24 protein-coding genes and 1 tRNA gene are annotated in these 24,214 nt (G+C 51.5%); 15 read left to right on the plus strand and 10 right to left on the minus strand.

Annotated elements, in window-relative coordinates; genetic code table 11:
• Positions 1-11 precede the first annotated feature (11 nt).
• The 3 genes from EZ315_RS01980 to EZ315_RS01990 all read left to right on the plus strand — a co-directional run bounded on the left by EZ315_RS01980 (position 12) and on the right by EZ315_RS01990 (position 4,749).
• A complete protein-coding gene (locus tag EZ315_RS01980) occupies positions 12-1,559 on the plus strand; it encodes an alpha-N-arabinofuranosidase (protein WP_135470155.1) in 1,548 nt (515 codons plus the stop codon).
• 449 nt (positions 1,560-2,008) lie between these two features.
• Positions 2,009-3,109 (plus strand): ISAs1 family transposase, encoded by a 1,101-nt coding sequence (locus EZ315_RS01985; RefSeq protein ID WP_135470157.1) that lies wholly within the window; start codon positions 2,009-2,011, stop codon positions 3,107-3,109.
• 5 nt (positions 3,110-3,114) lie between these two features.
• Positions 3,115-4,749: an IS1182 family transposase gene (locus EZ315_RS01990; RefSeq protein ID WP_262709748.1), complete on the plus strand. Its 1,635-nt coding sequence runs from the start codon at positions 3,115-3,117 to the stop codon at positions 4,747-4,749.
• Between the two features lie 94 nt (positions 4,750-4,843).
• Here EZ315_RS01990 and rpmA read toward each other — a convergent pair whose 3' ends face one another.
• Together rpmA and rplU are read right to left on the minus strand one after the other, a co-directional pair.
• Positions 4,844-5,104 (minus strand): 50S ribosomal protein L27, encoded by a 261-nt coding sequence (gene rpmA, locus EZ315_RS01995; protein WP_135470159.1) that lies wholly within the window; start codon positions 5,102-5,104, stop codon positions 4,844-4,846.
• Positions 5,105-5,126: 22 nt separating this feature from the next.
• Entirely contained in the window at positions 5,127-5,447 is a 321-nt protein-coding gene (gene rplU, locus EZ315_RS02000) for a 50S ribosomal protein L21 (RefSeq protein ID WP_135470161.1), read from the minus strand.
• A 206-nt stretch (positions 5,448-5,653) separates the two neighbouring features.
• On the opposite strand from rplU, the gene EZ315_RS02005 reads away from it, so the two are divergent.
• The 5 genes from EZ315_RS02005 (at position 5,654) to EZ315_RS02025 (ending at position 9,106) form a co-directional block, all read left to right on the plus strand.
• The gene (locus EZ315_RS02005; protein WP_135470163.1) at positions 5,654-7,054 is read left to right on the plus strand and encodes an MATE family efflux transporter; all 1,401 of its coding nucleotides are present in this window, start codon (positions 5,654-5,656) and stop codon (positions 7,052-7,054) included.
• A gap of 69 nt (positions 7,055-7,123) precedes the next feature.
• Positions 7,124-7,546, plus strand: coding sequence for a DUF5606 family protein (locus tag EZ315_RS02010; protein WP_135470164.1), 423 nt, complete (start codon positions 7,124-7,126; stop codon positions 7,544-7,546).
• A gap of 7 nt (positions 7,547-7,553) precedes the next feature.
• Entirely contained in the window at positions 7,554-8,240 is a 687-nt protein-coding gene (locus EZ315_RS02015; protein ID WP_135470166.1) for a hemerythrin domain-containing protein, read from the plus strand.
• A gap of 35 nt (positions 8,241-8,275) precedes the next feature.
• Positions 8,276-8,848, plus strand: a complete 573-nt coding sequence (locus EZ315_RS02020; protein WP_135470168.1) for a response regulator transcription factor — start codon at positions 8,276-8,278, stop codon at positions 8,846-8,848.
• Positions 8,849-9,032: 184 nt separating this feature from the next.
• Positions 9,033-9,106, plus strand: a tRNA-Ile gene (locus tag EZ315_RS02025).
• Positions 9,107-9,309: 203 nt separating this feature from the next.
• Here EZ315_RS02025 and EZ315_RS02030 read toward each other — a convergent pair.
• The gene (locus EZ315_RS02030) at positions 9,310-9,822 is read right to left on the minus strand and encodes a transposase (RefSeq protein ID WP_135470170.1); all 513 of its coding nucleotides are present in this window, start codon (positions 9,820-9,822) and stop codon (positions 9,310-9,312) included.
• Positions 9,823-10,033: 211 nt separating this feature from the next.
• On the opposite strand from EZ315_RS02030, the gene EZ315_RS02035 reads away from it, so the two are divergent.
• Positions 10,034-10,861: an acid phosphatase gene (locus EZ315_RS02035; RefSeq protein WP_135470172.1), complete on the plus strand. Its 828-nt coding sequence runs from the start codon at positions 10,034-10,036 to the stop codon at positions 10,859-10,861.
• Between the two features lie 50 nt (positions 10,862-10,911).
• Positions 10,912-12,084, plus strand: coding sequence for a porin (locus tag EZ315_RS02040; RefSeq protein WP_135470173.1), 1,173 nt, complete (start codon positions 10,912-10,914; stop codon positions 12,082-12,084).
• A 90-nt stretch (positions 12,085-12,174) separates the two neighbouring features.
• Here the strand turns inward: EZ315_RS02040 and EZ315_RS02045 are convergent, their stop codons facing one another.
• The 7 genes from EZ315_RS02045 to EZ315_RS02075 all read right to left on the minus strand — a co-directional run bounded on the left by EZ315_RS02045 (position 12,175) and on the right by EZ315_RS02075 (position 17,782).
• Positions 12,175-13,194 carry an alpha/beta hydrolase gene (locus tag EZ315_RS02045; protein WP_135470175.1) on the minus strand — a complete coding sequence of 340 codons (1,020 nt, stop codon included), beginning with the start codon at positions 13,192-13,194 and terminating at the stop codon, positions 12,175-12,177.
• Between the two features lie 192 nt (positions 13,195-13,386).
• Positions 13,387-14,667 carry a serine hydroxymethyltransferase gene (gene glyA / locus EZ315_RS02050; RefSeq protein ID WP_135470177.1) on the minus strand — a complete coding sequence of 427 codons (1,281 nt, stop codon included), beginning with the start codon at positions 14,665-14,667 and terminating at the stop codon, positions 13,387-13,389.
• A gap of 22 nt (positions 14,668-14,689) precedes the next feature.
• On the minus strand, positions 14,690-15,250 hold the full coding sequence (locus EZ315_RS02055) for a flavin reductase family protein (RefSeq protein WP_135470179.1): 561 nt from the start codon (positions 15,248-15,250) through the stop codon (positions 14,690-14,692).
• A gap of 22 nt (positions 15,251-15,272) precedes the next feature.
• Positions 15,273-15,743: an aspartate carbamoyltransferase regulatory subunit gene (pyrI, locus tag EZ315_RS02060; RefSeq protein ID WP_135470180.1), complete on the minus strand. Its 471-nt coding sequence runs from the start codon at positions 15,741-15,743 to the stop codon at positions 15,273-15,275.
• Positions 15,744-15,754: 11 nt separating this feature from the next.
• Positions 15,755-16,675, minus strand: coding sequence for an aspartate carbamoyltransferase (gene pyrB, locus EZ315_RS02065; protein WP_135470182.1), 921 nt, complete (start codon positions 16,673-16,675; stop codon positions 15,755-15,757).
• 52 nt (positions 16,676-16,727) lie between these two features.
• Complete coding sequence (locus EZ315_RS02070; protein ID WP_135470183.1) at positions 16,728-17,279, minus strand: hypothetical protein; 552 nt, start codon at positions 17,277-17,279, stop codon at positions 16,728-16,730.
• A 5-nt stretch (positions 17,280-17,284) separates the two neighbouring features.
• Positions 17,285-17,782, minus strand: coding sequence for an RNA polymerase sigma factor (locus tag EZ315_RS02075; protein ID WP_135470185.1), 498 nt, complete (start codon positions 17,780-17,782; stop codon positions 17,285-17,287).
• A gap of 91 nt (positions 17,783-17,873) precedes the next feature.
• Here EZ315_RS02075 and EZ315_RS02080 point away from each other — a divergent pair, with 91 nt between their 5' ends.
• The 5 genes from EZ315_RS02080 (at position 17,874) to EZ315_RS02100 (ending at position 24,177) form a co-directional block, all read left to right on the plus strand.
• Positions 17,874-18,821 (plus strand): ABC transporter ATP-binding protein, encoded by a 948-nt coding sequence (locus EZ315_RS02080; RefSeq protein WP_135470187.1) that lies wholly within the window; start codon positions 17,874-17,876, stop codon positions 18,819-18,821.
• Between the two features lie 72 nt (positions 18,822-18,893).
• Positions 18,894-20,210, plus strand: a complete 1,317-nt coding sequence (locus EZ315_RS02085) for an ABC transporter permease (protein WP_135470188.1) — start codon at positions 18,894-18,896, stop codon at positions 20,208-20,210.
• A 64-nt stretch (positions 20,211-20,274) separates the two neighbouring features.
• On the plus strand, positions 20,275-22,062 hold the full coding sequence (argS, locus tag EZ315_RS02090; protein ID WP_135470190.1) for an arginine--tRNA ligase: 1,788 nt from the start codon (positions 20,275-20,277) through the stop codon (positions 22,060-22,062).
• 83 nt (positions 22,063-22,145) lie between these two features.
• Complete coding sequence (locus EZ315_RS02095) at positions 22,146-22,871, plus strand: Bax inhibitor-1/YccA family protein (protein WP_135470191.1); 726 nt, start codon at positions 22,146-22,148, stop codon at positions 22,869-22,871.
• A 109-nt stretch (positions 22,872-22,980) separates the two neighbouring features.
• Positions 22,981-24,177 carry a saccharopine dehydrogenase family protein gene (locus EZ315_RS02100; protein WP_135470193.1) on the plus strand — a complete coding sequence of 399 codons (1,197 nt, stop codon included), beginning with the start codon at positions 22,981-22,983 and terminating at the stop codon, positions 24,175-24,177.
• The last annotated feature ends 37 nt before the right edge of the window (positions 24,178-24,214 follow it).

Raw genomic sequence — 24,214 nt, forward strand, 5'->3', positions numbered from 1 at the left:
ATATATATAATATGAACCGAAAAATCTCATCTATGCTACTTGCCGCAGGTCTATTTTGCCCTGTGGTTGCGTCAGCCGACACAGTGACGCTCAGAATGGACCAAATCAACCCTGAAGAAGTGATAATGCCGGAAATATACGGACAATTCGCCGAACATCTCGGAGCCTGTATATACGGCGGTCTGTGGGTAGGTCCGGAATCACCCATTCCAAACACACAAGGCTACCGCAATGATGTGCTCCAGGCACTGCGCGACCTCAAAGTCCCTGTGATGCGATGGCCGGGAGGATGCTTTGCCGATGAATACCATTGGCGCGACGGCATCGGTCCGGCTAAGGATCGTCCCACACAGGTCAACAACAACTGGGGAGGCACAATCGAGGACAATTCATTCGGCACAAACGAGTTCTTCAACCTCTGTGAGCTCCTCGGATGCGAACCATACCTAAGCGGCAACGTCGGGAGCGGATCAGTTGAAGAGCTTGCCCAATGGGTGGAATACATCACCGCAGAGGACGGCCCTATGGCACGCCTGCGCAAAGAGAACGGACGCGAGAAGCCATGGAAGCTCAAATATCTCGGCGTCGGAAACGAAAGCTGGGGCTGCGGCGGCAACTTCACTCCCGAATATTACTCCGACGTATATCGCCGCTATCAGACCTACTGCCGCGAATTTTCAGGCAACAAGCTCTACAAGATTGCATCCGGCGCAAGTGATTACGACTACAACTGGACCGATATAGTTATGAAGAAAGCCCACTCCCACATGCACGGCATATCGCTCCACTACTACACCGTGACAGGATGGAACGGCTCCAAAGGCTCTGCTACAGTATTCACCCCCGAGGACTATTACTGGACCCTCGGAAAATGCCTTGAGATCGAGCCTGTGATCGAAAAGCACGCCGCGATCATGGACAAATACGACGAAAAGAAACGCATCGGACTTCTTGTAGACGAATGGGGCACATGGTGGGACGTTGAACCAGGCACCAATCCCGGACACCTGTACCAGCAGAACACCATGCGCGACGCGATGGTCGCAGCCCTGTCGCTCAACGTATTCCAGCGTCACACCGACCGTGTAAAGATGACCAATATAGCCCAGGTAGCCAACGTGCTTCAGTCCATGGTGCTCACACGTGGCGACAAAATGGTGCTTACACCCACCTATTATGTCTTCAAAATGTACATCCCTCATCAGGGTGCCACACCGATACCTCTGGATGTCACCACAGTACGCAAGGATGTCCGCGACGGACGGTCCGTCGACATGCTTCAGGCAACAGCCTCACGCAAGGACGGAAAGATCACCGTATCCCTCTCAAATGTCGACCTCGACAAAGAGATGGAAGTGACGATTGCTCTCGGCAACGAATCCAAGGCGAAGAACATCTCCGGAAATATCCTGACTGCCGGCTCGATTGACGACTACAATGACTTCGATAAGCCCGAAAAAGTAACCCTCAAGCCTTTCTCCGGGGCAAAAGCCGCCAAAGGCTCCATCAAAGTAAAACTCCCGGCAAAATCCATCGTCACACTCACATTTGAAATCTAAAGCCAAAATCTCAACGACCGCGTCATAATGCCCAATCATAAAGATCTGTCCCTGCTACAGCTATCTGTAGCAGGGACAGATTCTTCAAATACTACGTTGGGATGACACATCCCCATCCCATTAGTTTCTTGCAAATCCCTATAAAAGCAAGAGGCTGTGTCAAAATAGGCGCAGCCTCTTTTTTATAACCTGTTGAAAAACATAAAACAAAGCCCTGACTTTCACAAGCCGGGGCTTTGTCATGTCAGAAAGTTTTTGTAACTTAGTGACAAATAACAAATTAAATGCCCACAAAGTTACATACAAAATCTTACACTAACAACGACAGGCTGTTTTTTCTCAGGGCTGGCGCATGAGATTTAACTCAAATTCAGTCAAAAATTCACCTGATTATGTGAAATAAACTTTCATATATTGCATATATTGCTGAAAATGGTTATATTAGAGGTATGCAAATAGAAATTTTCAGCAAAGTAAAAGACCCGCGCGACTTGGGCAAGGTTAAACATGAGCTTGAGGATGTGCTCCGAATGGCACTCATCGGCGTGTTGTGTGATTGTGAGGACTGTGACGACATATCGGATATGGTTACAGACCGAGAGGAAGAATTCAAGGCCACTGGATTGCTGAAGCTTGGCAACGGTGTCCCGTGTGGTGACACGATACTTCGTGTTGTAGAGTCTGTCAATCCCGCTCAGCTCCGGGCAAGTCTTGATTGCTGCCGAGGCCACATAATCGAATCCCTGTGCGGCAATCAGGTCATCATTGACGGTAAGAAACTGCGGGGTGAAAATCCCAGGAGTCCCGGATGCCACGGACTGTATATCCTCAATGCGTGGGTATCTGAAACAGAAATCTGCGTTGCCGAAAAGCCGGTGGATGGCAAGACCAACGAACTTACGGTTCTGCCGTCCGTATTGTCCTCTTTATGGCTTACAGGGGCATTGGTTTCAGTCGACGCAATGGGGACCCACCGTAATATCGCAGAACAGATCATGCTCCAGGGCGGCGACTATCTGATGGCGCTTAAAGACAATCAGCCGATACTCAAGGGCTTGACGGAGAGTATCTTTAGTAGCACTACTCCAATATCGGTATACACAACCGAGGAAAAGGGGCACGGAAGAGTTGAGAAGAGAACCTGTTCAATTATGGATACGACACTTTTGGAACAGGAGGGAATGTACGAGAAGTGGCCCGGTCTTAAACGTATCATAAAGATGGAGCGTGAGCGTACTGAGAACGGTGCCCGCTCGCGTGAAACAATCTACTATCTCAGCAGCGTGGAGAAAGATGAGGCTTCTTACTATGCGATGCGTATTCGTGCGCACTGGGGTATCGAGAACAAACTGCACTGGCATCTCGACGTGACGTTTCGGGAAGATATGTGCCGCGTACGCGCCAAGAATGGCGCTGTCAATTTTTCAGCGATGCGCAAGTATGCATTGGAAATGCTTAAAAAGCAGAACGATAAACTCAGCCTTAAACGAAGACGCAAAAAATGTATGTGGAGCACTGAATATCTGTACAAAGTCTTTAAGGATAGTTAAATCTCATGCGTCAGCCCTGGTTTTTTCTGCTGAATCCCAACGAGGCCATCGCGGAAAACGACCCTGTGCGCGTTGTCGATGCCGTTGTCGAGAGTCTTGACCTTAAGGAGTTTAAGAAGCTGTACAGTGAGCGTGGCCGCTGCCCTTACCATCCGAAGATGATGCTCAAAATCATTCTGTACGCCTACATGAACAATATCTATTCGTGCCGCAAGATTGAGCGTGTGGTGCAGCGCGACATCCATTACATATGGCTGGCGGCGCAGGAGCGTCCCGACTTCGTGACCATCAACCGCTTCCGCAACCGTGTGAAAAAAGAGATAAACAATATCTTCACGCAGGTTGTGCTGCTGTTGTCCGAGCGCGGTTTTATCACACTGGACGTGGAGTATATCGACGGAACAAAGATAGAGTCCAAAGCCAACAAATACACCTTCGTCTGGCGGAAGACCGTAGAAAAGAACCGTGCAAAACTACAGGAGAAAATACGCGTCCTTCTGCAACAGATAGACGAGATTATAGCGCAGGATAAAGCTGCAGAGTCTGAGCCGGTGGAGTTCACTCCCGAAACCCTTGATACCCTTATCGGTGAACTCAAAGACGCACTCGCGGCAGAGCCCGCCCCTGTGTATAATGAGCAGAAGAAGCAACGTCGCCGACAAAAGAAGCAGATAAAGGAACTGGAGAAGCATCGCGACAAGCTCGAGGAATATGACAGCCGTCTTGAACAGATCGGCGAGCGCAACTCCATATCCAAGACCGACCCCGACGCCACGTTCATGCGCATGAAGGAAGACGCCATGAACAACGGCCAGACCAAGCCTGGATACAATCTTCAGATCTCTGCCGAAAACCAGTTCATCACCGACTTTGCCCTGTTCCCCAATCCCACCGACACACTGACACTGATACCGTTCTTCAACGCCTTCCTTGACCGCTACGGACATCTGCCCTCTGTCGCCGTCGCCGACTCCGGCTATGGCTCGGAAGAGAACTACCGCTTCATGGACGAGGCCGGCATGGAGGCTTACGTCAAGTACAACCGCTTCCATCTGGAACAGCGTCCGCGCTACAAACCTAATCCATTCCATCACGACAACTTCCACTACAACGCCACCGAGGACTATTACGTATGCCCGATGGGGCAGCACATGACCCGCATCGGCACCTCCCACACAAAGACCGCAAGCGGCTACCGCAGTGAAAACGCGCGATACCGCGCTCACAACTGCAAGGGCTGTCCACTGCGATGTATGTGCTACAAGGCCAAAGGCGACCGACGTATAATCGAAGTTAACCACCGACTCAACGAATACAAACATAAAGCCCGCGAGCTACTCACTTCGGAGGAAGGCATCCGACATCGCGGACGACGATGTATCGAGCCCGAGGCTGTCTTCGGACAAATGAAGTTCAACATGGCATACCGCCGCTTCCGGCACTTCGGCAAAGACAAGGTCACGATGGACTTTGCCTTCTTCGCCATAGCCTTCAACATCAAGAAAATGTGTTCAAAAATAGCGAAACAGACCAAAAACGGGGGAAATACGCCCCATTTTGGCCTGTTTTTACATATATACCCGATTTTAGACTCAGAGAATCGGATATTTTGGACAAATCCTCAAAAATCAGTCGCCTGAAAAATATCCAATCCTCAGCCCGGCAAAAAGAGAGGCTGCGCCGTAAAACTGAATTACGACACAGCCTCTTAATCTTTTTCGGCTGCTATCAACGTTAAGCCTGTGCTGGCTCCACGTTGATGAACTTACGTCCCTCCTTGCCCTCGGTGAATACTACTACACCGTCGATGAGAGCGAAGATAGTGTGGTCCTTGCCCATACCAACGTTAAGACCGGGATGGTGCTGTGTGCCACGCTGACGCTTGATGATGTTGCCGGCTTTGCAATGCTGACCGCCGAAAATCTTTACTCCGAGTCGTTTGCTTTCTGACTCACGGCCGTTCTTAGAACTGCCGACACCTTTTTTATGTGCCATTTCTTTTTTGTGATTTAGGGGGTTAAGCTACAACTTCTTTGATTAACACTTTAGTGAAGCACTGGCGATGACCGTTCTTACGACGATAGCCCTTGCGACGCTTCTTCTTAAAGACGATTACCTTGTCACCCTTCACGAGAGGTGTGAGCACCTGGCAAACGACCTTGGCACCCTCAAGTGTAGGGGCACCTACCTTAACTTCATTGTCGGCTTCGGCGAGGAGCACACGGTCAAATTCTACGGTGTCTCCTTCTTTGAGCGCGTCGCCGAGATAGTGAACATACAGGAACTTGTCGGCCTCTGCCTTGAACTGCTGTCCCTGGATTTCTACGATAGCGTACATCTGTTATTTTGTTGTGTTACAGGTTATACCGCCGGGCGAACGGATGTAGGTCAAATCCCTTTCCATTGCTTAACGTGCCCGGTGAGGCTAAATCGACTGCAAAATTAGCACTTTATACCCAATCAGCCAAATATTTGTGTTAAAAATTATCATCGGTCGGATTTAATTGCGATTTTTTTGGTTACTTTGCACCGAAAACGCATTGCATGAACCGAACAGACACCGAAAAACTTGAAGAGCTCAGCCACGAATCCGTAGGCAGACTGCTCTGGCGTTACAGCCTCCCTGCCGTCGTAGGGATGCTTGTCATGTCATTATATAATGTGATCGACCGCATATTCATTGGTCAGGGCGTAGGCCCGGAAGCAATCGCCGGACTCGCCATAACATTCCCGGTAATGAACCTCTCTGCCGCATTGGGCGTCCTTATAGGAGCCGGCGGATCTGCCAGGATATCCATCCTTCTCGGGGCAAAGGACTATGCAGGAGCACGCAGGGCATTAGGCAATGCCCTGGTGACTCTCTCGGTCATAGTCCTCGCCTATCTGATCATATTCGGCATCTTCATCGACGACATCCTCATGGCGTTCGGAGCCAGCGAGGTCACCCTGCCTTATGCTCGCGACTTCATGCTCTACATTCTCCCGGGAATGTTCATGACCAACTTTGCCTTCACCTTCAACAACTTCATGCGCGTGTCAGGCTATCCGGTCAAGGCTATGGTGACAATGTTCATCGGCGCAGGCGTCAATGTCATACTCGCCCCGATATTCATTTTCTGGCTCGGCTGGGGCATAAAGGGAGCTGCGATAGCTACCGACATATCCATGACAGTATCTGCACTCTTCGTCATGAGCCACTTCTTCAACCGTTCATCAGTGCTGCATTTCGAGCACGACAGCTGTATGTACCGCCCCTCATGGCGCGTGATCGCATCCATAATATCCATCGGAGCGGCTCCATCCCTGGTGAATGCCGCCGCATGCTTCATTAATGTCATAATCAACAAATCGCTCTACACCTATGGAGGTGACATAGCAGTGGGAGCGGCAGGAATATTCACATCCTACACATCACTGATGACAATGGTGATCGTGGGCATGTGCCAGGGCATGCAGCCGATCATCGGCTATAACTACGGAGCCGGGATGCTCGGCAGGCTCAAACGCACATATTGGCTTGCAGTCGGGGCTGCTACAGTCATTGTCGCCATCGGACAGATAGGAGGCCTCGGGTTCCCATGGCACATAGCACGCGCCTTCACATCCGACTCCGAACTGATCGACCAGACTGTCCGCTGCCTCCACATCTCACTCCTTGCATTCACCGTAGTAGGATTCCAGGTCATATCCACCACACTGTTCCAGTCACTCGGCAAGGCAACAGCCTCAATATTCCTGTCTCTCGCTCGTCAGGTCATATTCCTGATACCCCTTCTCCTGTTCCTCCCGGGTCGATTCGGGCTCGACGGAATATGGATGTCATTCCCAATCTCCGACATGCTTGCCACCGCTGTCACCATTGTGATGGTAGCCGTGCAGATCTCACGCCTTGGCAAAGCCACAAGCCAGCCTCGCAATCTTTGCCCCGAATCTTTGGAATCATAGGAGAGAATTGCTTACCTTTGCACTGCTTAAATTTTTAGACACGCTCTAAACTTAAAAATCATAACCATTATGCTAAAGACCATACTTTCCATATCCGGTCGTCCCGGTCTGTTCCGCCTCGTCAACCGCGGCAAAGGAATGCTGATCGTCGAGGACATCGCATCAGGAAAACGCACACCGGCTTACGCTCGCGACAAAGTGATCTCACTCGGCGACATCTCTATCTACACCGACGAAGGCGACACCCCCCTCAGCGGAGTGCTTGATGCCGTAAAGACCAAAAACGAAGGCAACCCCGTCGACATCAAATCTCTCGGAAAGGACGACGCGGTGCGCGCTTACTTCGCCGAGATACTCCCCAACTTCGATCAGGAGAAAGTCTACACCACCGACATCAAGAAACTGCTGTCATGGTACAACCTCCTCATCTCGGCAGGCATCACCGACTTCCTTCCCGAAGAACCCACCGAACAGGAAGAAACCAAAGAATAATCCTTACGTGAAGATATCACACACATTCACAGAACAGGACAGTGTCGTAGACCTCATCAATGAGGACTACGACATTTTGCCTGTGTTAAGCCGCTTCTCCCTCCCCCTCGGATTCGGCTCAAAGACCATAGGGGAACTATGCGTCGAGTCCGACATCAACGTCGAAGTCTTCCTGCTTATAGTCAACTTCCTCCTGTCTGGCGACATCGACTCCCACAGGCTATCAGTTGTGACTGCCCGCGAAGTGGCACAGTTCCTCCACAACTCTCACAACTACTATCTCCAATACAAATATCCTCACATACGCACCAACCTCCTCTCGTCGCTCGACCCTGCTCACGCCGACATAAATCCAATCATCATCAAATACTTCGATGACTATGTAAGTGAAGTAGAAGCTCACTTCCACTACGAAGAGTCAACCGTCTTCCCCTACGTCAAATCCCTCTCCGAAGGCAAACACGACAGCTCCTACAATATCAGCATATTCTCACGCCGTCACGACCATCAGGTAGAAAGCCGCCTCGCAGAACTCAAGAACATCATACTACGTTACTACTCCACCTCAGTCCCCTACAGGATGTACGACGTACTCGTTGATCTGTACAATTGCGAAGAGGACCTCAAGCAACATGCCCACATCGAGGACCACATACTCGTACCGCTTATAACACGGCTCGAATCCGCAAAATAACACTCACACCCACCCAACCATAACTCCGACAGAATATGCGCAACCACACAATAGCACTACTGCTCAGTTCACCCGTCATCACAGAAGGAGTGAAAGCAGTGTTGCGCGGTATAACCGGAGTCACGTTCCTCGAAATCACACCAGAGGCAAAAGAGCCCCACCCAGCGTCCGAAAAGATCGCCGCCGCACACCCCTCGCTGACAATAGTGGACATATTCACAGCCCAAACGTGCCAGCCCGACACCCCCACCCTACTCCTCACATCCGCACAGATACCCGACACATCGACAAGATGCCACACAGCCACAGTCTCCATCTACGAACCCGCCGAGGCACTGAGAGAAAAAATAAGACAACTCCTCCAGCCATCCGACCGGGAAGAGACATCACGCGGCAACGACCTCTCGCCTCGTGAAAAAGAAGTGATACTCGGCATTGTCAAAGGACTTGCCAACAAAGAAATTGCAGCCGAAATGAACGTCTCTGTCAACACTATAATGACACATCGACGCAACATAGCCGCCAAACTACAGATCCACTCACCTGCCGGCCTCACCATCTTCGCGATAGCCACTGGCATGATAAAGATCGACGACGTAAAGATATAACAACCACTCTTCGCACCCTCCCGAAAAGCTGTTCCAAAGACTTATTTCAGCTAAAAAAGCACAAATATCATATTTCTACGAAAAAAATCCGCTAAAAACTTGCACGGATACAAAAAAATGCATAATTTTGCACTGCTGAAAACGTAAAGCCAACCGGTACTAAAAACCGTAAGCCGAATCGTTCGGTCCTATAGCTCAGTTGGTTAGAGCAACAGACTCATAATCTGTGGGTCCTAGGTTCAAGCCCTAGTGGGACCACTTATTTTAATGTTAAATTAAGGCAAAACGCTGATTATCAACATAATCGGCGTTTTGCTTTTTTATTGCCCTATGCACGCCGATGAAGAACGATGAGGAATGAAGGTGGGGCATGGTAAAAAACGGTTCCCCGTTGGAGCCAAAGGGGGTCAAGCCGAAATTCCGGTGCATTTGTTAAAATTCGAGAGCTGAAATGTTAAAGTTTAGGCGTAGAGTTTGACGAGCCGGAAGATAAAGAAATCACGGTCACGGACCCCTCGCATCTGCGAACGGAAGATTTTGACTTTGGAGTTGAATGCTTCGGCCGAGGCATTAGTTGCGCGACGTCGGAAATAATTGAGGATAGTCGGGGCGTGGTTCTTGAACGTCTTGATGACAGAGCGGAAGTTGTTGTTGCCCAATGCCATTACTTTTTCATACCACTTGTTCATCCGACCCATTGCTTTGGTGGGTGATATCTTTGCGTTGAAGATTTGGCGCAGTTCCATAGCCAGATGGTATGCAGCTTTCAGTATCGGATAGTGTTTGAACAGAATGTTTGCGCGATGACGCTGTATGTCAGTCCATTTGTTCTGCGACATCATCAGGGTGTGTTTGCTGCGGGCAAGGATCTGGCGCATGGTCTCGCCGTTTGAGTAAGTCACCGGTGGCACGGACTTGTCGCGGGCATTGATTTTATAATCTGCATCAATAGGCAAGTCAAGAAGTTCCCACACATCATTGCTTCACCTCACGCTCATTAACAAAATTTGGGCAAAAGCACAAAACATGCTCAACAACATATAAAATTTGAAAACCATCCTTAACAGCATATGTTGATTTTTTATATCCATCGCACCTCCCGGCCCACGGCTCCGGACCGGCAAGTGATGGCAAAGCCACATTCTTCAACAACTCTAATCTACAACCCTTTAACCCAATTCTCACATGAAGAATCTACATGTTTCAACTCTCCGCAACGCCACATGCATCATATGCCTCGCCGTTGCCACCCTCTTTTCATCTGCACAGGACGCAGTACCTGCCAAAAAGATCAAAGACCACCGCACCAACCCCGAACTCTTTTTCCTTCAGGAAGGAGATGTCCCCAACAGCTACCTGTTGCTGCCTCCCCCGCCTGACGGTGCATCAATCACATTCCTCAATGACCAGGCTCGCTACACATGGGGCAAAACCATGCGCAACACCCCCCGGGGCGACCAGGCAGTCACCGATGCACGCGTTGATGGCAACGGCGTACCCGAAGCCTTCTCTGAAGCTTTCGGAGTGGAAATCGACGAGAACACACCCGAAATCCTGAAGCTCGTTATCGGAATGCGCGAAGATGCCGGCGACCTCGGCACCCGTGAGGCAAAAAACTACTACAACCGTCAGCGGCCATTCTCCTTCTACGATGAGGACACCTGCAACCCCGAGCAGCAGGAAGAGCTATCAACCAACGGCTCCTACCCTTCAGGACACACATCCATCGGATGGGCTACAGCCTTGGTCCTCGCCGAAATCAATCCCGAACGTCAGAACGAGATACTCAAACGCGGATATGAAATGGGCGAAAGCCGCGTGATATGCGGCTACCACTTCCAGAGCGACGTCGATGCCGGACGCATCACAGGAGCAGTCACAGTCGCACGCCTCCACGCCGATCCCGCCTTCCAGGAACAGCTCAGTAAAGCCAAAGCCGAATTCAGCCGGCTGAAGAAGCAAGGCAAAGTGGCAAAAGGCACCCCGGTCCCAACAAAGACCACCACCGACTGACCTGCCGTAATACACTATGACACTTCACCACACAAAACACGCACACTATTATGAAAAATATCATACTGGCACTCACAGCTGCTGCAATAAGCATCCTTCCGGCAACCGCTGCTGACGATGACGACGCTCCTAAGTTCTCAGTGAAGCCCACTGGCAGAATCCTTATGGACGGAGCGGTATATATGGGTGGCAACGGAAACATCCAGGAGGATGAGGACACACGGTTTGTCGACGGCGTAGCGATACCCGACCTCCGTCTCGGAGTAAAGGCAAGCTACGGAAAATGGAAAGCCAAAGTCGATGTCGGATTCGGATACGGCAAAGTCGGGCTGAAAGACACATATCTTGAATACGACTTCAACCCCTCCAACCTCCTGCGCGTGGGATATTTCGTCCCGCAATGGGGACTCAACTCCGAGACGAGCTCATCTATGAAGCAGACCTATGAAGAGCCTACCTCCAATGAATTTTTCTATGCCAACCCCCGACTGCTCGCCGCCATGTGGGTCTACGACAAGGACCGGTTCTTCGCTGGCACAAGCATATTCGCCGAAGCAAATGCCATGACCCAGAACGCCACAGCCATGGGCAAGCAGGCATGGGGAGCGCAGACCCGACTCGTATGGCGTCCGCGACACAGCGACGGCGATGTATTCCAGATAGGCTCATCCTTCAATTACTCGACACCTACAGCCGACGACCATTCAGCATTTGATTACACCGCCAATTTTCCGAGCCGTGTATCCAAAGTACCGGTGCTCTCCGCAGGCATCGACCATGCACGAGGACTCTTCAAGATGACACCTGAACTGCTCTTCATCAAGAGCAATTTCGCCCTCGAAGCCCAATACTACTACATGAACGTCGCCCGCAAGGACGGTTTCAGCAACTACACAGCTCAAGGTGCCTACGGAATGGTGCGCACTCTGCTTATAGGGTCGCAATACACCTATTCTCATGCCGATGCCGGAGTAGCCACACCGGCAAAAGGCTCTCTTGAATTTGTGCTCGGCTACAACTACACCAATGCCTCCGACTCCAAAGCAGGCATAATGGGCGGCATAATGAACGACATCAACTGCACATTCAATTACTACATAAATTCATGGATGCTGGCACGCCTGCGCTACTCCTACAGCACCGTACGCCACCGCGACGTCGAAAACCTCCTCCCAAAACGTCACGTCAACATCCTTGAAGCACGCCTGCAAATCATATTCTGAAGCAGCGATATATCAGCAATAAACCCTGAGAGCCATAACCATCTCTCAGGGTTCATTACTGTCCGCGACACCGGTCACAGCCCACAAGCATCATTTCGGCAACTCCTTGCCGAGCCATGAGAATATGCGCGGATACAGGACCGACAGAAGCCTCTGATTCGACAACATCAGATCATGCAGCCCGCCATCCACCCTCAGGCAAGTGACATCCGGCCCCAGCATTCGTCCGTAGCGGCGTATGTCATTGACATCAAGGACACCGTCCGCACGATTATGGGCTGGAGTCCATTCGTCACCGTTCACGCTCTCCGACGAATACATCAGCAATATAGGCACCTTGATATCCGCTTTACCGTCACGCAATGACTTCTGCGCCCTGTCGATAGCCCTCACCCATCCCGCCGTGACATCAGGCGACTGCGACAGCTTCCATCTCGTGTCATAGCTCCAGTCACCATGATGCTCCTTTAGCAGACTCTCCGCATAGGCAGTTGACTCCCCCTGCGCCACAGGCATATCCGGAACAATGCCACCGAGCCACGAGATCAGTGGCACAAGTCTCTCCTTCCATCCGAGATTCCAGTCGAGGAAAGGACTGTTGAGCACAAGCGCATCCACCTTGGCTCCCGGATTCGATGCCATGAAGCAGGCAGTGATCAACCCTCCTGTGGAATGTCCCATAAGTGCTATCTCGTCAACCCCAGACCTCCTCATCACACTAAGTGCAGAATCTATATCGGCAAAATATTCACTCACATCACGCATCTCAAACATCCTCTGCCCCTTCATTACCGACCGTCCGTATTTCCGCAGATCAACGGCATAAAAATCATAGCCCTGGGCAACAAACCTGTCACCCATATCCGCATTAAAGAAATAATCGTTGAACCCGTGCACATACAATACGCCACGCCGTCTCTCAGCCGACGTATCAGGCACACACTTACGCACTATCGTCGACACCACCGCTCCCGAATAGTCCGACCCCTGATCCACATAACGCATCTCATAGCCGTCACCCAACACATCCTGCTGCCACACGGACTTCACAGCACCCCTCATCGGCAGCACACATTGAATAAGCAGAACGAGTATCAGAATTATTTTCATAAATAGTTTTTTCAGTTATAACGCACCGGAATCAAAAAAGGATGTATCCCCACCCTTTCCGCAAAAAAATCACACCCCGCCACAACAAAAAAGAAACAACCCGGTCAGACATCAGCCCTGCGTTCCCCGCAGTCTGCCGATCGGGTTGCTCCCTTTTACTTTGGTTGGATACCTGTATCCTGTTGCCTGAAATTAGTATGCAAACATCGGATAGTCAGCCATTACAGCATTCACCTTCGCGCGCACGGCAGCAATAGTGTCAGCATCGGCAGGCGTACGGAGCACTGTATCGATCATCTCGGCGATCTCACCCATGAGAGGCTCCTTCGCGCCGCGGGTGGTGATAGCCGGTGTGCCAAGTCGTATGCCCGATGTCTGGAAAGGCGAGCGGCTGTCAAAAGGCACCATATTCTTATTGGCAGTGATGTCAGCCTCCACAAGAGCCTTCTCGGCAACCTTGCCGGTAAGATCAGGGAACTTCGAACGGAGGTCCACAAGGATGCAATGGTTATCTGTACCGCCCGACACTATATTGTACCCCATCGACACAAGTGCCGACGCCAGAGCCGATGCATTCTTCTTCACCTGCATCTGATACTCCTTGAACTCCGGCTGAAGAGCCTCGCCGAAAGCGACAGCCTTGGCTGCGATGACATGCTCAAGAGGTCCGCCCTGAACACCCGGGAACACAGCCGAGTCAAGCAGCGACGACATCATCCTCACCACACCCTTGGGAGTGGTCTTGCCCCATGGGTTCTCGAAATCCTTGCCCATCATGATCACACCCCCGCGCGGACCGCGAAGAGTCTTGTGGGTCGTGGATGTCACAATGTGGGCATACTTCACAGGATTGTCAAGAATACCTGCGGCAATGAGTCCGGCAGGGTGAGCCATATCCACCATAAAGATGGCACCGATCTCATCGGCGAGACGACGCATGCGTGCGTAATCCCACTCACGGCTGTAGGCACTTGCTCCGCCCACTATCAGACGGGGACGTTCCCTGCGGGCTACCTCCTCCATCTGCTCATAGTCCACACGTCCGGTCTCGGCATCTACGTTATACTCAAGAGCCTGGAACATCAGTCCGGAGAAATTCACAGGGCTTCCGTGGCTCAGGTGACCGCCATGGCTCAGGTTGAGGCCGAGGAACTTGTCGCCGGGCTTCAGGCATGCCATGAACACAGCCATATTGGCCTGCGCTCCCGAATGAGGCTGCACGTTGGCCCACTCCGCTCCAAAAAGCTGCTTAAGCCTCTCTATAGCCAGAGTCTCTGCCTCGTCAACCACCTCGCAGCCGCCATAGTAACGGTGCCCGGGATAGCCTTCTGCATACTTGTTGGTGAGGCACGACCCCATAGCCTGCATCACTTGGTCACTGACGAAATTCTCTGAGGCAATCAGCTCTATGCCTTTTTTCTGTCGCTGATGTTCACGTTCGATGATCTCGAAGATGGCGTTGTCTCTTGTCATTTTTATTTTATTAAATTAAGGTTTATTTCTTCTTTACCGACCAGCCGAAACGGCCTATCGGTGCCCCCTGCTCAAAATATTGACCATGGGAATAGTTGAGCAGACCTGCGGCGGCAAGATCGAATGCTCCGGTGGACGGGTCCATAAACTTCTCGTCGGCAAGCACGTTCACCACGTCCGCGACAAACATGTCATGGCTTCCGAGATGCACCACCTCCTTGACCCGGCACTCTATCGACAGGGGGGATTCCGCTATCGAAGGGCACGACACCTTCACCCCGGGCTCAGGCGTAAGCCCTGTCTCTTCCCACTTGTCATAATCGGCACCCGACCTCACCCCGGCCCAGTCCGTGGCCCGGGCCATTGACGAAGTTGTGAGATTGATGGTAAACTCCATATTCTCCCTGATGAGAGGATAGGAATGACGCTCCGGACGCACCGATATATAACACATCGGAGGATTCGTACACAATGTCCCGGTCCATGCCACAGTGAGGATATTGCTGTGTTCCATAGTGCCACAGCTCACCAGCACCGCAGGCAGCGGATATATCATTGTGCCTGGTTTCCAGGATACTTTCACTTTATTGATATTATAGGGGCTATTATATCTGTATTATCTGTGCATCCGCACTCTTTACAGTATGCGAACAATAATGGCACGAGATGGTCACATCCTCGCGGTCTACCACATGAAAACGTGTGCGCATCGGCTCATTATTTGTGATGCATTTGGGATTGCCGCACTTCACCAGTCCGAGGATCGTGTCGGGAAGAGTCACGGGATACTTCTCCACCACCTCATAATCCCTTATGATGTTCACCACCGCCGAAGGGGCTATCAGGGCTATACGGTTGAGCGTAGCCTCAGGGAAATACACATCGGCTACCTTTATGATCCCTTTATGCCCAAGCTTCTTGCTCTCAAGGTTGTTCCCTATGGTCACTGCCGACCTCACATGCTCGATGCCTAATATTTTTACAGCTTTGAACAGGACCTCCGAAGGGATATGGTCTATCACAGTACCGTTGCGCAATGCAGCCACAGCGAGCTCGGCTTTTGATATATTGGTCATTGGATTAATGTTTAGTCGTTAACTTCGATACCCAGCGAGCGGCATATTATAGCCTGGCGGGCATACAGTCCGTTACGCGCCTGCTCGAAATAATAAGCCTTGGGATTGTCATCCACATCCTGCGCTATCTCATTGACGCGCGGAAGCGGATGGAGTATGCGCAGATTGTCGCGGGCATCAGCAAGCATGGCATTGTTAAGGTTATAGAGATCCTTCACACGCTCATACTCCATGATGTCAGCGAAACGCTCTCTCTGAACCCTGGTCATATATATGATATCGCTGGTATTGATCACCTCTGGCGAAAAATCGGTATGTTCCGTATATCGTATGCCATTCTCACGGCAGAACGCCTTGTATTCCTCTGGCATATCGAGCTCCTTGCAGGCAACAAACCGGAATGTGGGATTGAAGTACTTCATCGCCATTATGAGCGAATGCACGGTGCGCCCGTACTTAAGGTCACCCACAAGAGTTATGGTAAGATTCTCAAGTGTGCCCTGGGTCTTGTAGATCGAGTACAGGTCGAGCATCGTCTGCGACGGATGCTGGTGAGCTCCGTCACCGGCATTGATTATAGGCACATCGGAGACCTCTGTGGCATACAGCGCAGCCCCCTCAAGAAAATGGCGCATCACTATGAGGTCCGCATAATTGCTCACCATCTTTATGGTGTCCTTCAGGGTCTCACCCTTGGATGTTGATGTATTGGATGCATCGGAGAATCCTATCACACGCCCGCCCAAGCGGTTGACTGCGGTCTCAAAACTCAGGCGAGTGCGGGTCGACGGCTCAAAAAAGAGTGTCGCCACTACTTTGCCTTCAAGGAGACGGCGGTTGGGCTTCTCCTCAAACTTTCTGGCGGTGTCGAGCAGACTAAGTATCTCCTCACGACTTAAGTCGCTGATTGACACAAGACTTTTGGTATTCATTGCAGTGAAATATGAAGTACACGTGAGTACTCTGCAAAGGTAAATAGAAAATTCAACTTTCGCAAGCAAGTTGGCTCTTCATTTCTCGCAATAGTTTCGTAGTGCGCCTGTTCACAGCTATGCCCACCACACACCCTGCCACCAGTCCCAGCAGACAGCACGGAAGCATATACACGTCATAGCTGTCGGCAAACGACATCACCATATACACCATCAGCGGCACCATCAGCGTAAGCCCTATCATGCGGCGCGTACGGCGGAACAACTCAAGCCTGCACACCATGCCCAAAGCCTCAATCACTGTGGCGGCGGAAAGATCCAGGCGCGACAGCATCCGGTACTGTACCGCATGCATCACACCCATCACCACAAAGAAAGCCGACACAAGGACCACAAGCAGCACATGATCCGACACAAGCGGTATCAGGCATAGGGCACCTATCACACACTCGGCAGTGAGCCTCAGGCTGATACGTTTCAGTCGGTCACGAAGAGAGTGCGCCCCTTTCCCCGAAGCCACCTTGCGCTCCAGCTCCCGGGTCGCCTCCTTGCAGGGAGGCACCTCGATCGATTTCCATTCCTGTCGCAGATTGTCTATATCCATCGTCATCATTCATCTTTGTTTCGTTCGGTCAATCTCTGTTTTATACGGTAAAGACGCGTAGCCACCGTATTGCGCGGCAGCCCCGTAAGCTCCGATATCTCCTCATAGCTCTTCTCGTCAAGCCACATAAGTATGATAGCCTTATCCATCTTGTCAAGACATGAGATAAGACGGTACATATGCCTGAGCTTCTCGCCGCGGCCGCTGTCCTCCCACTGCACATCCGTGACATCATCGAGTGCCACACGGCCATTGCCATGCTTGGCGTTATGGCGTATATATGTGACACACGTGTTGAACGCCACACGATATATCCATGTCGACATGCGCGAATCCCCGCGATAACTGTCAAGTCCCTGCCACAGATTGGCGAGCACTTCCTGATACAGGTCGTTAAGCTCCTCCGGGTCCGAGGCATACATATAGCACACCTTATAGATCATCGGGCGGTTGTCACTGACAATCGCCATGAATCGAGACTCTTTTTCGCCGGATGTTGACATATATTCAATCTGACGCGAAATTACTGCAAAAGTTTCAGAATTTCCGGAACTTTTTCACTAATTTTACGTCTCATTGTATAAAACTTTCGATATGGATATATTACAGGTCAGGAATGTCAGTAAATCATACTCTTCCCATCTCGCGCTTGATGATGTGAGCATCAGTGTCCCCGAAGGGAAAGTCTACGGGCTTCTCGGACCGAACGGAGCAGGAAAGACCACCCTCATACGCATCATCAACCACATCACCGCCCCCGACAAGGGATGCGTCATGTTCCAGGGACACCGGCTCACCGAGGACGATGTACGTCACATCGGCTACCTCCCCGAAGAACGCGGGCTGTATAAGAAGATGAAAGTGGGCGAACAAGCAATGTTCTTTGCACGCCTCAAAGGGCTGTCACGATCGGACGCCTCAAGAGAACTCCGCAAATGGTTCGAGAAATTCGACATCCTTTCATGGTGGGACAAACGCGTGGAGGAGCTCTCTAAAGGCATGGCACAGAAAGTACAGTTCATCGTCACTGTGCTCCACCGTCCCGCACTGCTCATATTCGACGAGCCCTTCTCGGGATTCGACCCCATCAACGCCGGATTGCTCAAAAAAGAAATCCTTGACCTGCGCGACCAGGGTTCAACCGTCATCTTCTCTACCCACAACATGTCGTCGGTCGAAGAGATATGCGATAACATCACTCTCATAAACAAAAGTCGGAACATCCTTAGCGGAAATGTCGAAGAGCTGCGCCGGCAATACTTCGGCAACCGCTACGACATCACATTTACCGGCGACTGCGACAGCCTGACATCAGGATTGAGTGCCATAGCCCACTCATTCCACATGTCACCACCCGACGGACAGGGACGCTCCAGAATCTCCCTGCAACTTGCCGACACAGCATCTCTCCGGGACATGATATCCATAGCCAACGACACTGTCACAATAGCTGCGATCCACGAAAGCCTCGCATCCATGAACGACATCTTCATCCGTGCAGTAAGCTCGGATGCCGAGCCAATGGGCATTGACCAGGCATGACCTCGGCTCCGGCAAGACTGACATCACCCTTTTAACACATCACAACAACCCTCTCTACACCCCCATAGACCTATGTCGAAGATAGGAATCGTAATCGAACGCGAATACCTCGAACGCGTCAAAAAGAAAAGCTTCATATTCACCACCCTTCTCATGCCGGTGCTCATGCTCGCACTTATGGCAATGCCGGCGCTGATCATGAACTACGTCGACAGCAGCGTCACATCCGTGCTCGTGATCGACAACAACGGACTCATCGCCCCGAAACTGACCGACACCCCAGAAATCCGGTTCACAGACAACAGCTCACTGACCATCGACTCCGCACTGACGCGCACCGATGTCGATGCCGTGCTCGTGATACCTCACAACATAATCTCATCCCGCCGCAGCTCACTACAGCTGTTCAGCAACGGACCGTCATCCTACACCGCTGAGAACGCCATCACCTCACAGATCAACAAGATCGTCGAAAACGAACGCCTCAAACAGCACAACATAGCCGACCTCGACAGCATCCTTGCCGACGTCAACTCATCAGTCGCCATAAGCACCGTCCGCAACGACCGTGACAGCGAGGACAGCGAGATACTCTCCTCAGGCGTAAGCTACGGCATCGGCATCGGCATGTCATTCGTCCTATACATGTTCCTGCTCATATACGGACAGATGGTGATGACATCCATCATAGAAGAGAAAAGCAACCGGGTCCTCGAAGTGGTGGTATCCTCCGTAAAACCCATGCAGCTCATGATGGGTAAAATCATCGGAGTGGCACTCGTCGCAGTGACCCAGATGATACTCTGGGGCATACTGCTCGTCATAATGTCAGCATGGGTGCTCCCGGCGATAATCCCGGCAGAATCAATGGCTGACATAACCGCCCTCCGGGCAGGCAACCTCGAAGCAGTCAGCACAACCGGCTCCATTGATATGATCAACGTCCTCGCATCGCTCACCCAGGCAGGCAACATACTCGGGCTTATAGGGATGATGACAGTATTCCTCGTGCTCGGGTTCCTCATCTACTCATCTATTTTTGCCGCCATCGGATCAGCGGTCGACAACATCCAGGACGCATCCCAGATGACATCATTTGCGTTATTCCCCATAATCTTCGGACTCATTTTCGCCCTTATAGCTGCAGCCGACCCCATGGGAAGCATCGCATTCTGGGCATCGCTGTTCCCACTCACCGCCCCAATGGTGATGGTAGCGCGCATCCCCTTCGACATCCCCGCATGGGAGATATGGCTGTCACTCTCACTGCTGCTCCTGAGCTTCATTGCCATGGTATGGATAGCCGGAAAGATCTACCGCATCGGCATATTCATGTACGGAAAGAAACCATCCCTCAAGGAAATAATCCGATGGATTTCCTATAAATAGCAATTTTTTGTGTAACTTTGCACATTAATTCAGTTATAACTCAAAAAACATATCATACAAGGAAATGTCGATTGATAGCATCATATCCGAAGCCGTGTCACGTGCAGTCAAAGAGCTGTACGCTACCGACACTCCCGCCGACAGTATCGTACCTCAAGCCACCCGCAAGGAGTTTGAAGGCAATGTCACTGTGGTAGTGTTCCCATGGGTCAAGGCGGCACGCAAATCACCCGAGGCTGTCGGGACTGAGATAGGCGAATGGCTTGTGAACAATGAGCCGGCAGTTGAAAAATTCAACGTCGTGAAAGGCTTCCTTAACCTCACCATCGCTCCCGGATTCTGGAACTCAGTGCTCGCACATATAGCCGACACCCCCGACTACGGAATGAAAGCGGCTGATGAGAACTCCCCACTTGTTATGGTGGAATACTCATCACCGAACACCAACAAGCCTCTCCACCTGGGGCATATACGCAACAATCTCCTCGGATTCAGCCTCGCCGAGATACTCAAGGCATGCGGCAACCGCGTAGTAAAGACCAACATCGTAAATGACCGTGGCATACACATCTGCAAATCGATGCTCGCATGGCAGAAGTGGGGCGACGGCGTAACCCCTGAATCTTCAGGAAAAAAAGGCGACCATCTGATCGGCGACTTCTACGTCCTTTTCGACAAGCATTTCAAGGCTGAGGTCAAGAGCCTCATGGAGAAAGGCATGTCCGAGGACGAGGCTAAGGCAGAATCTCCGCTCATGAAGGAGGCTCGTGAAATGCTCGTGAAATGGGAACAGAAGGACCCCGAAATCCGTGGACTCTGGCAGAAAATGAACGAATGGGTATACGCCGGATTTGACGAGACCTACAAGCGCATGGGTGTCGACTTCGATAAGATATACTACGAGAGCGAGACCTATCTCGAAGGTAAAGAGAAAGTGCTCGAAGGGCTCGATGCAGGCAAGATGTACCGCAAAGAGGACGGATCGGTATGGGCCGACCTCACCGGCGACGGACTCGACCACAAGCTACTCCTGCGCAGCGACGGCACATCGGTCTACATGACACAGGACATCGGAACAGCCAAACTGCGTTTCCAGGACTTCCCTATCGACAAGATGATATACGTCGTGGGCAACGAACAGAACTACCATTTCCAGGTGCTCTCGATCCTTCTCGACCGCCTCGGATTCAAATGGGGCAAGGACCTTGTTCATTTCTCTTACGGAATGGTCGAACTCCCCGAAGGAAAAATGAAGTCACGCGAAGGCACCGTGGTAGATGCCGACGACCTTATGGACGATATGGTGTCAACAGCCCGCTCTGTATCCGCCGAACTCGGCAAGCTCGACGGTCTCACCGATGAGGAGACCGCCGCTATCAGCGAGATGGTAGGACTCGGCGCGCTCAAATACTTTCTACTCAAGGTTGATCCCCGAAAGAACATCACCTTCAATCCAAAGGAATCCATCGACTTCAACGGCAACACCGGACCCTTTATACAGTACACCTACGCACGTATCCGCTCAGTGCTGCGCAAGGCTGCCGAAGAGGGAATGCAGGTCGAGGACCACTCAGCCGTGACACCTGGCGAACGTGAGATCACACTCATCCAGGCTCTCGCCGACTATCCGTCGGTTGTGGCAGCTGCCGGTCAGAGCTACAGCCCTGCTCTGATAGCCAACTATGTATACGACCTTGTAAAACTCTACAACCAGTTCTACCACGACTGCTCGATACTCAAGGAAACCGACACCGCGGTTCGCTCACTCAGGCTCAGACTCAGCTCGCAGACCGCACGCGTCATCGAGTCAGGCATGAAACTCCTCGGCATCAGGGTACCCGAACGCATGTAACAACCCACAACCGGAATGCCGGAAATTAAACTTTTGGTCATTTCCGGTTGTCTAATAATAAACTTAACATAGCTTATTTTAATATGTACAACGAAACTCCGACCCCTCCCCCATATAACGGCGGAGGTTACCAGTCTGCCTCACAGATCGCGTCCACCACATCATCAGTGATGAAACGTGTCTACCTAAAGATGACTCTTGGACTGCTCGTCACAGCATTCATCTCCATGTTCTGTGCGGGAAGCGCATCCTATATGCAGTTCATGCTCACACACTCATGGTTCTATTGGGGACTATTCATCGCCGAACTCGTATTGGTGTTCACCCTTTCAGCCCGCATATCCAAGATGGCGTCCGGCACAGCCACACTGCTCTTCTATGCATTCGCGGCAATCAACGGCATGGCATTAGCACCCATATTCCTGCTCTACACGGCAACATCCATTGCCAAGACATTCTTCATCTGCGCCGGCACATTCGGAGCAATGAGCATCTATGGATATTTCACCACCCAGGATCTCACCAAATGGGGCAACTTCCTTTTCTATGCCCTCATAGGTCTCATCATTGCATCCGTTGTGAACATCTTCACCAAAAGCACCGGCCTTGATTGGGTGATCTCCTGTGCGGGTGTGCTTATATTCGTAGGTCTGACAGCCTGGGACACTCAGAAGATCAAGCAGATGGCACTCTATGCTCCCTCCAATATGATTGGTCATCTCGCCACTCTGGGCGCGCTCTCCCTCTATCTCGACTTCATCAACCTCTTCCTCTATCTGCTGCGTTTCTTCGGAAGCTCACGCGATTGATCCCAAGAAAAAACGACGTGAAATGGCGGGTGATCATCACCTGTGAAGGTCACCTGCCATTCCCCTAACCTTATAACCCTATAACAATCGCCCTCGGGCGAATAATAAAATGGCAAAAGTAGTAATCATAGGTTGCGGCGGCGTCGGCACCGTCGTTGCCCACAAATGCGCCCAGCACCCCGACGTGTTCAGCGAGATAGTGATCGCTTCGCGCACCCGTTCAAAGTGTGAGGCTGTGGTTGAAACCATCGGCAAGCCAAATGTAAGTGCTGATGTCGTGGACGCCGACAGCGTTCCCCAGCTCGTAGAGCTCTTCAACCGTCACAAGCCTCAGCTCGTCATCAATGTGGCACTCCCCTATCAGGACCTCACAATTATGGATGCATGCCTCATATGCGGAGTGAACTACCTCGACACAGCCAACTATGAGCCAAAAGATGTGGCACACTTCGAATACTCATGGCAGTGGGCATACAAGCAGCGTTTCGAGGAAGCAGGTCTTACTGCCATTCTCGGTTGCGGTTTCGACCCCGGAGTGTCAGGAGTATTCACAGCATATGCCGCCAAGCACCATTTCTCGGAGATGGAGTACCTCGACATAGTGGACTGCAACGCCGGAGACCACGGCAAGGCATTCGCCACCAACTTCAACCCTGAGATCAACATCCGCGAGATCACTCAGAACGGACGCTACTATCAGGACGGCAAATGGGTTACAACCGGACCGCTCGAAATCCACAAGACACTCACATATCCCAACATAGGCGGGCGTGAAAGCTACCTCCTGTACCACGAAGAACTGGAGTCGCTCGTCAAGAACTTCCCCTCAATCAAGAGAGCTCGTTTCTGGATGACATTCGGACAGGAATACCTCACCCACCTGCGCGTGATCCAGGACATAGGCATGGCACGTATCGACGAGATCGACTACAACGGACAGAAGATAGTGCCGCTCCAGTTCCTTAAGGCAGTCCTCCCCAATCCTCAGGACCTCGGCGAGAACTACCATGGCGAGACATCTATCGGATGCCGCATATCAGGCAAGGACAAGGAAGGCAAGCCTCTGACCTACTATATATGGAACAACTGCTCTCACGAGGCAGCCTATAAAGAGACCGGAATGCAGGCTGTAAGCTACACCACCGGCGTGCCGGCAATGGTCGGAGCCATGATGTTCCTTACCGGCAAGTGGGTAAAACCTGGCGTGAACAACGTCGAGGAATTCGATCCCGATCCGTTCCTTGCCGAGCTTGCAAAGGACGGTCTCCCTTGGAACGAGACCTTCAATCAGGATCTCGAAGTATAGCAAAAAACATCCTACAGCACCGCAGGACCATGAAATC

It is taken from the genome of Duncaniella freteri (assembly GCF_004766125.1).
In the GTDB taxonomy this organism is placed as follows: domain Bacteria; phylum Bacteroidota; class Bacteroidia; order Bacteroidales; family Muribaculaceae; genus Duncaniella; species Duncaniella freteri.

Coding starts and splice junctions, on each gene's coding strand:
- EZ315_RS01980 (WP_135470155.1), top strand. CDS start 12: ATGAACCGAAAAATCTCATCTATGCTACTTGCCGCAGGTCTATTTTGC.
- EZ315_RS01985 (WP_135470157.1), top strand. CDS start 2,009: ATGCAAATAGAAATTTTCAGCAAAGTAAAAGACCCGCGCGACTTGGGC.
- EZ315_RS01990 (WP_262709748.1), top strand. CDS start 3,115: ATGCGTCAGCCCTGGTTTTTTCTGCTGAATCCCAACGAGGCCATCGCG.
- rpmA (WP_135470159.1), bottom strand. CDS start 5,104: ATGGCACATAAAAAAGGTGTCGGCAGTTCTAAGAACGGCCGTGAGTCA.
- rplU (WP_135470161.1), bottom strand. CDS start 5,447: ATGTACGCTATCGTAGAAATCCAGGGACAGCAGTTCAAGGCAGAGGCC.
- EZ315_RS02005 (WP_135470163.1), top strand. CDS start 5,654: ATGAACCGAACAGACACCGAAAAACTTGAAGAGCTCAGCCACGAATCC.
- EZ315_RS02010 (WP_135470164.1), top strand. CDS start 7,124: ATGCTAAAGACCATACTTTCCATATCCGGTCGTCCCGGTCTGTTCCGC.
- EZ315_RS02020 (WP_135470168.1), top strand. CDS start 8,276: ATGCGCAACCACACAATAGCACTACTGCTCAGTTCACCCGTCATCACA.
- EZ315_RS02035 (WP_135470172.1), top strand. CDS start 10,034: ATGAAGAATCTACATGTTTCAACTCTCCGCAACGCCACATGCATCATA.
- EZ315_RS02040 (WP_135470173.1), top strand. CDS start 10,912: ATGAAAAATATCATACTGGCACTCACAGCTGCTGCAATAAGCATCCTT.
- EZ315_RS02045 (WP_135470175.1), bottom strand. CDS start 13,194: ATGAAAATAATTCTGATACTCGTTCTGCTTATTCAATGTGTGCTGCCG.
- glyA (WP_135470177.1), bottom strand. CDS start 14,667: ATGACAAGAGACAACGCCATCTTCGAGATCATCGAACGTGAACATCAG.
- pyrI (WP_135470180.1), bottom strand. CDS start 15,743: ATGACCAATATATCAAAAGCCGAGCTCGCTGTGGCTGCATTGCGCAAC.
- pyrB (WP_135470182.1), bottom strand. CDS start 16,675: ATGAATACCAAAAGTCTTGTGTCAATCAGCGACTTAAGTCGTGAGGAG.
- EZ315_RS02070 (WP_135470183.1), bottom strand. CDS start 17,279: ATGGATATAGACAATCTGCGACAGGAATGGAAATCGATCGAGGTGCCT.
- EZ315_RS02075 (WP_135470185.1), bottom strand. CDS start 17,782: ATGTCAACATCCGGCGAAAAAGAGTCTCGATTCATGGCGATTGTCAGT.
- EZ315_RS02080 (WP_135470187.1), top strand. CDS start 17,874: ATGGATATATTACAGGTCAGGAATGTCAGTAAATCATACTCTTCCCAT.
- EZ315_RS02085 (WP_135470188.1), top strand. CDS start 18,894: ATGTCGAAGATAGGAATCGTAATCGAACGCGAATACCTCGAACGCGTC.
- argS (WP_135470190.1), top strand. CDS start 20,275: ATGTCGATTGATAGCATCATATCCGAAGCCGTGTCACGTGCAGTCAAA.
- EZ315_RS02095 (WP_135470191.1), top strand. CDS start 22,146: ATGTACAACGAAACTCCGACCCCTCCCCCATATAACGGCGGAGGTTAC.
- EZ315_RS02100 (WP_135470193.1), top strand. CDS start 22,981: ATGGCAAAAGTAGTAATCATAGGTTGCGGCGGCGTCGGCACCGTCGTT.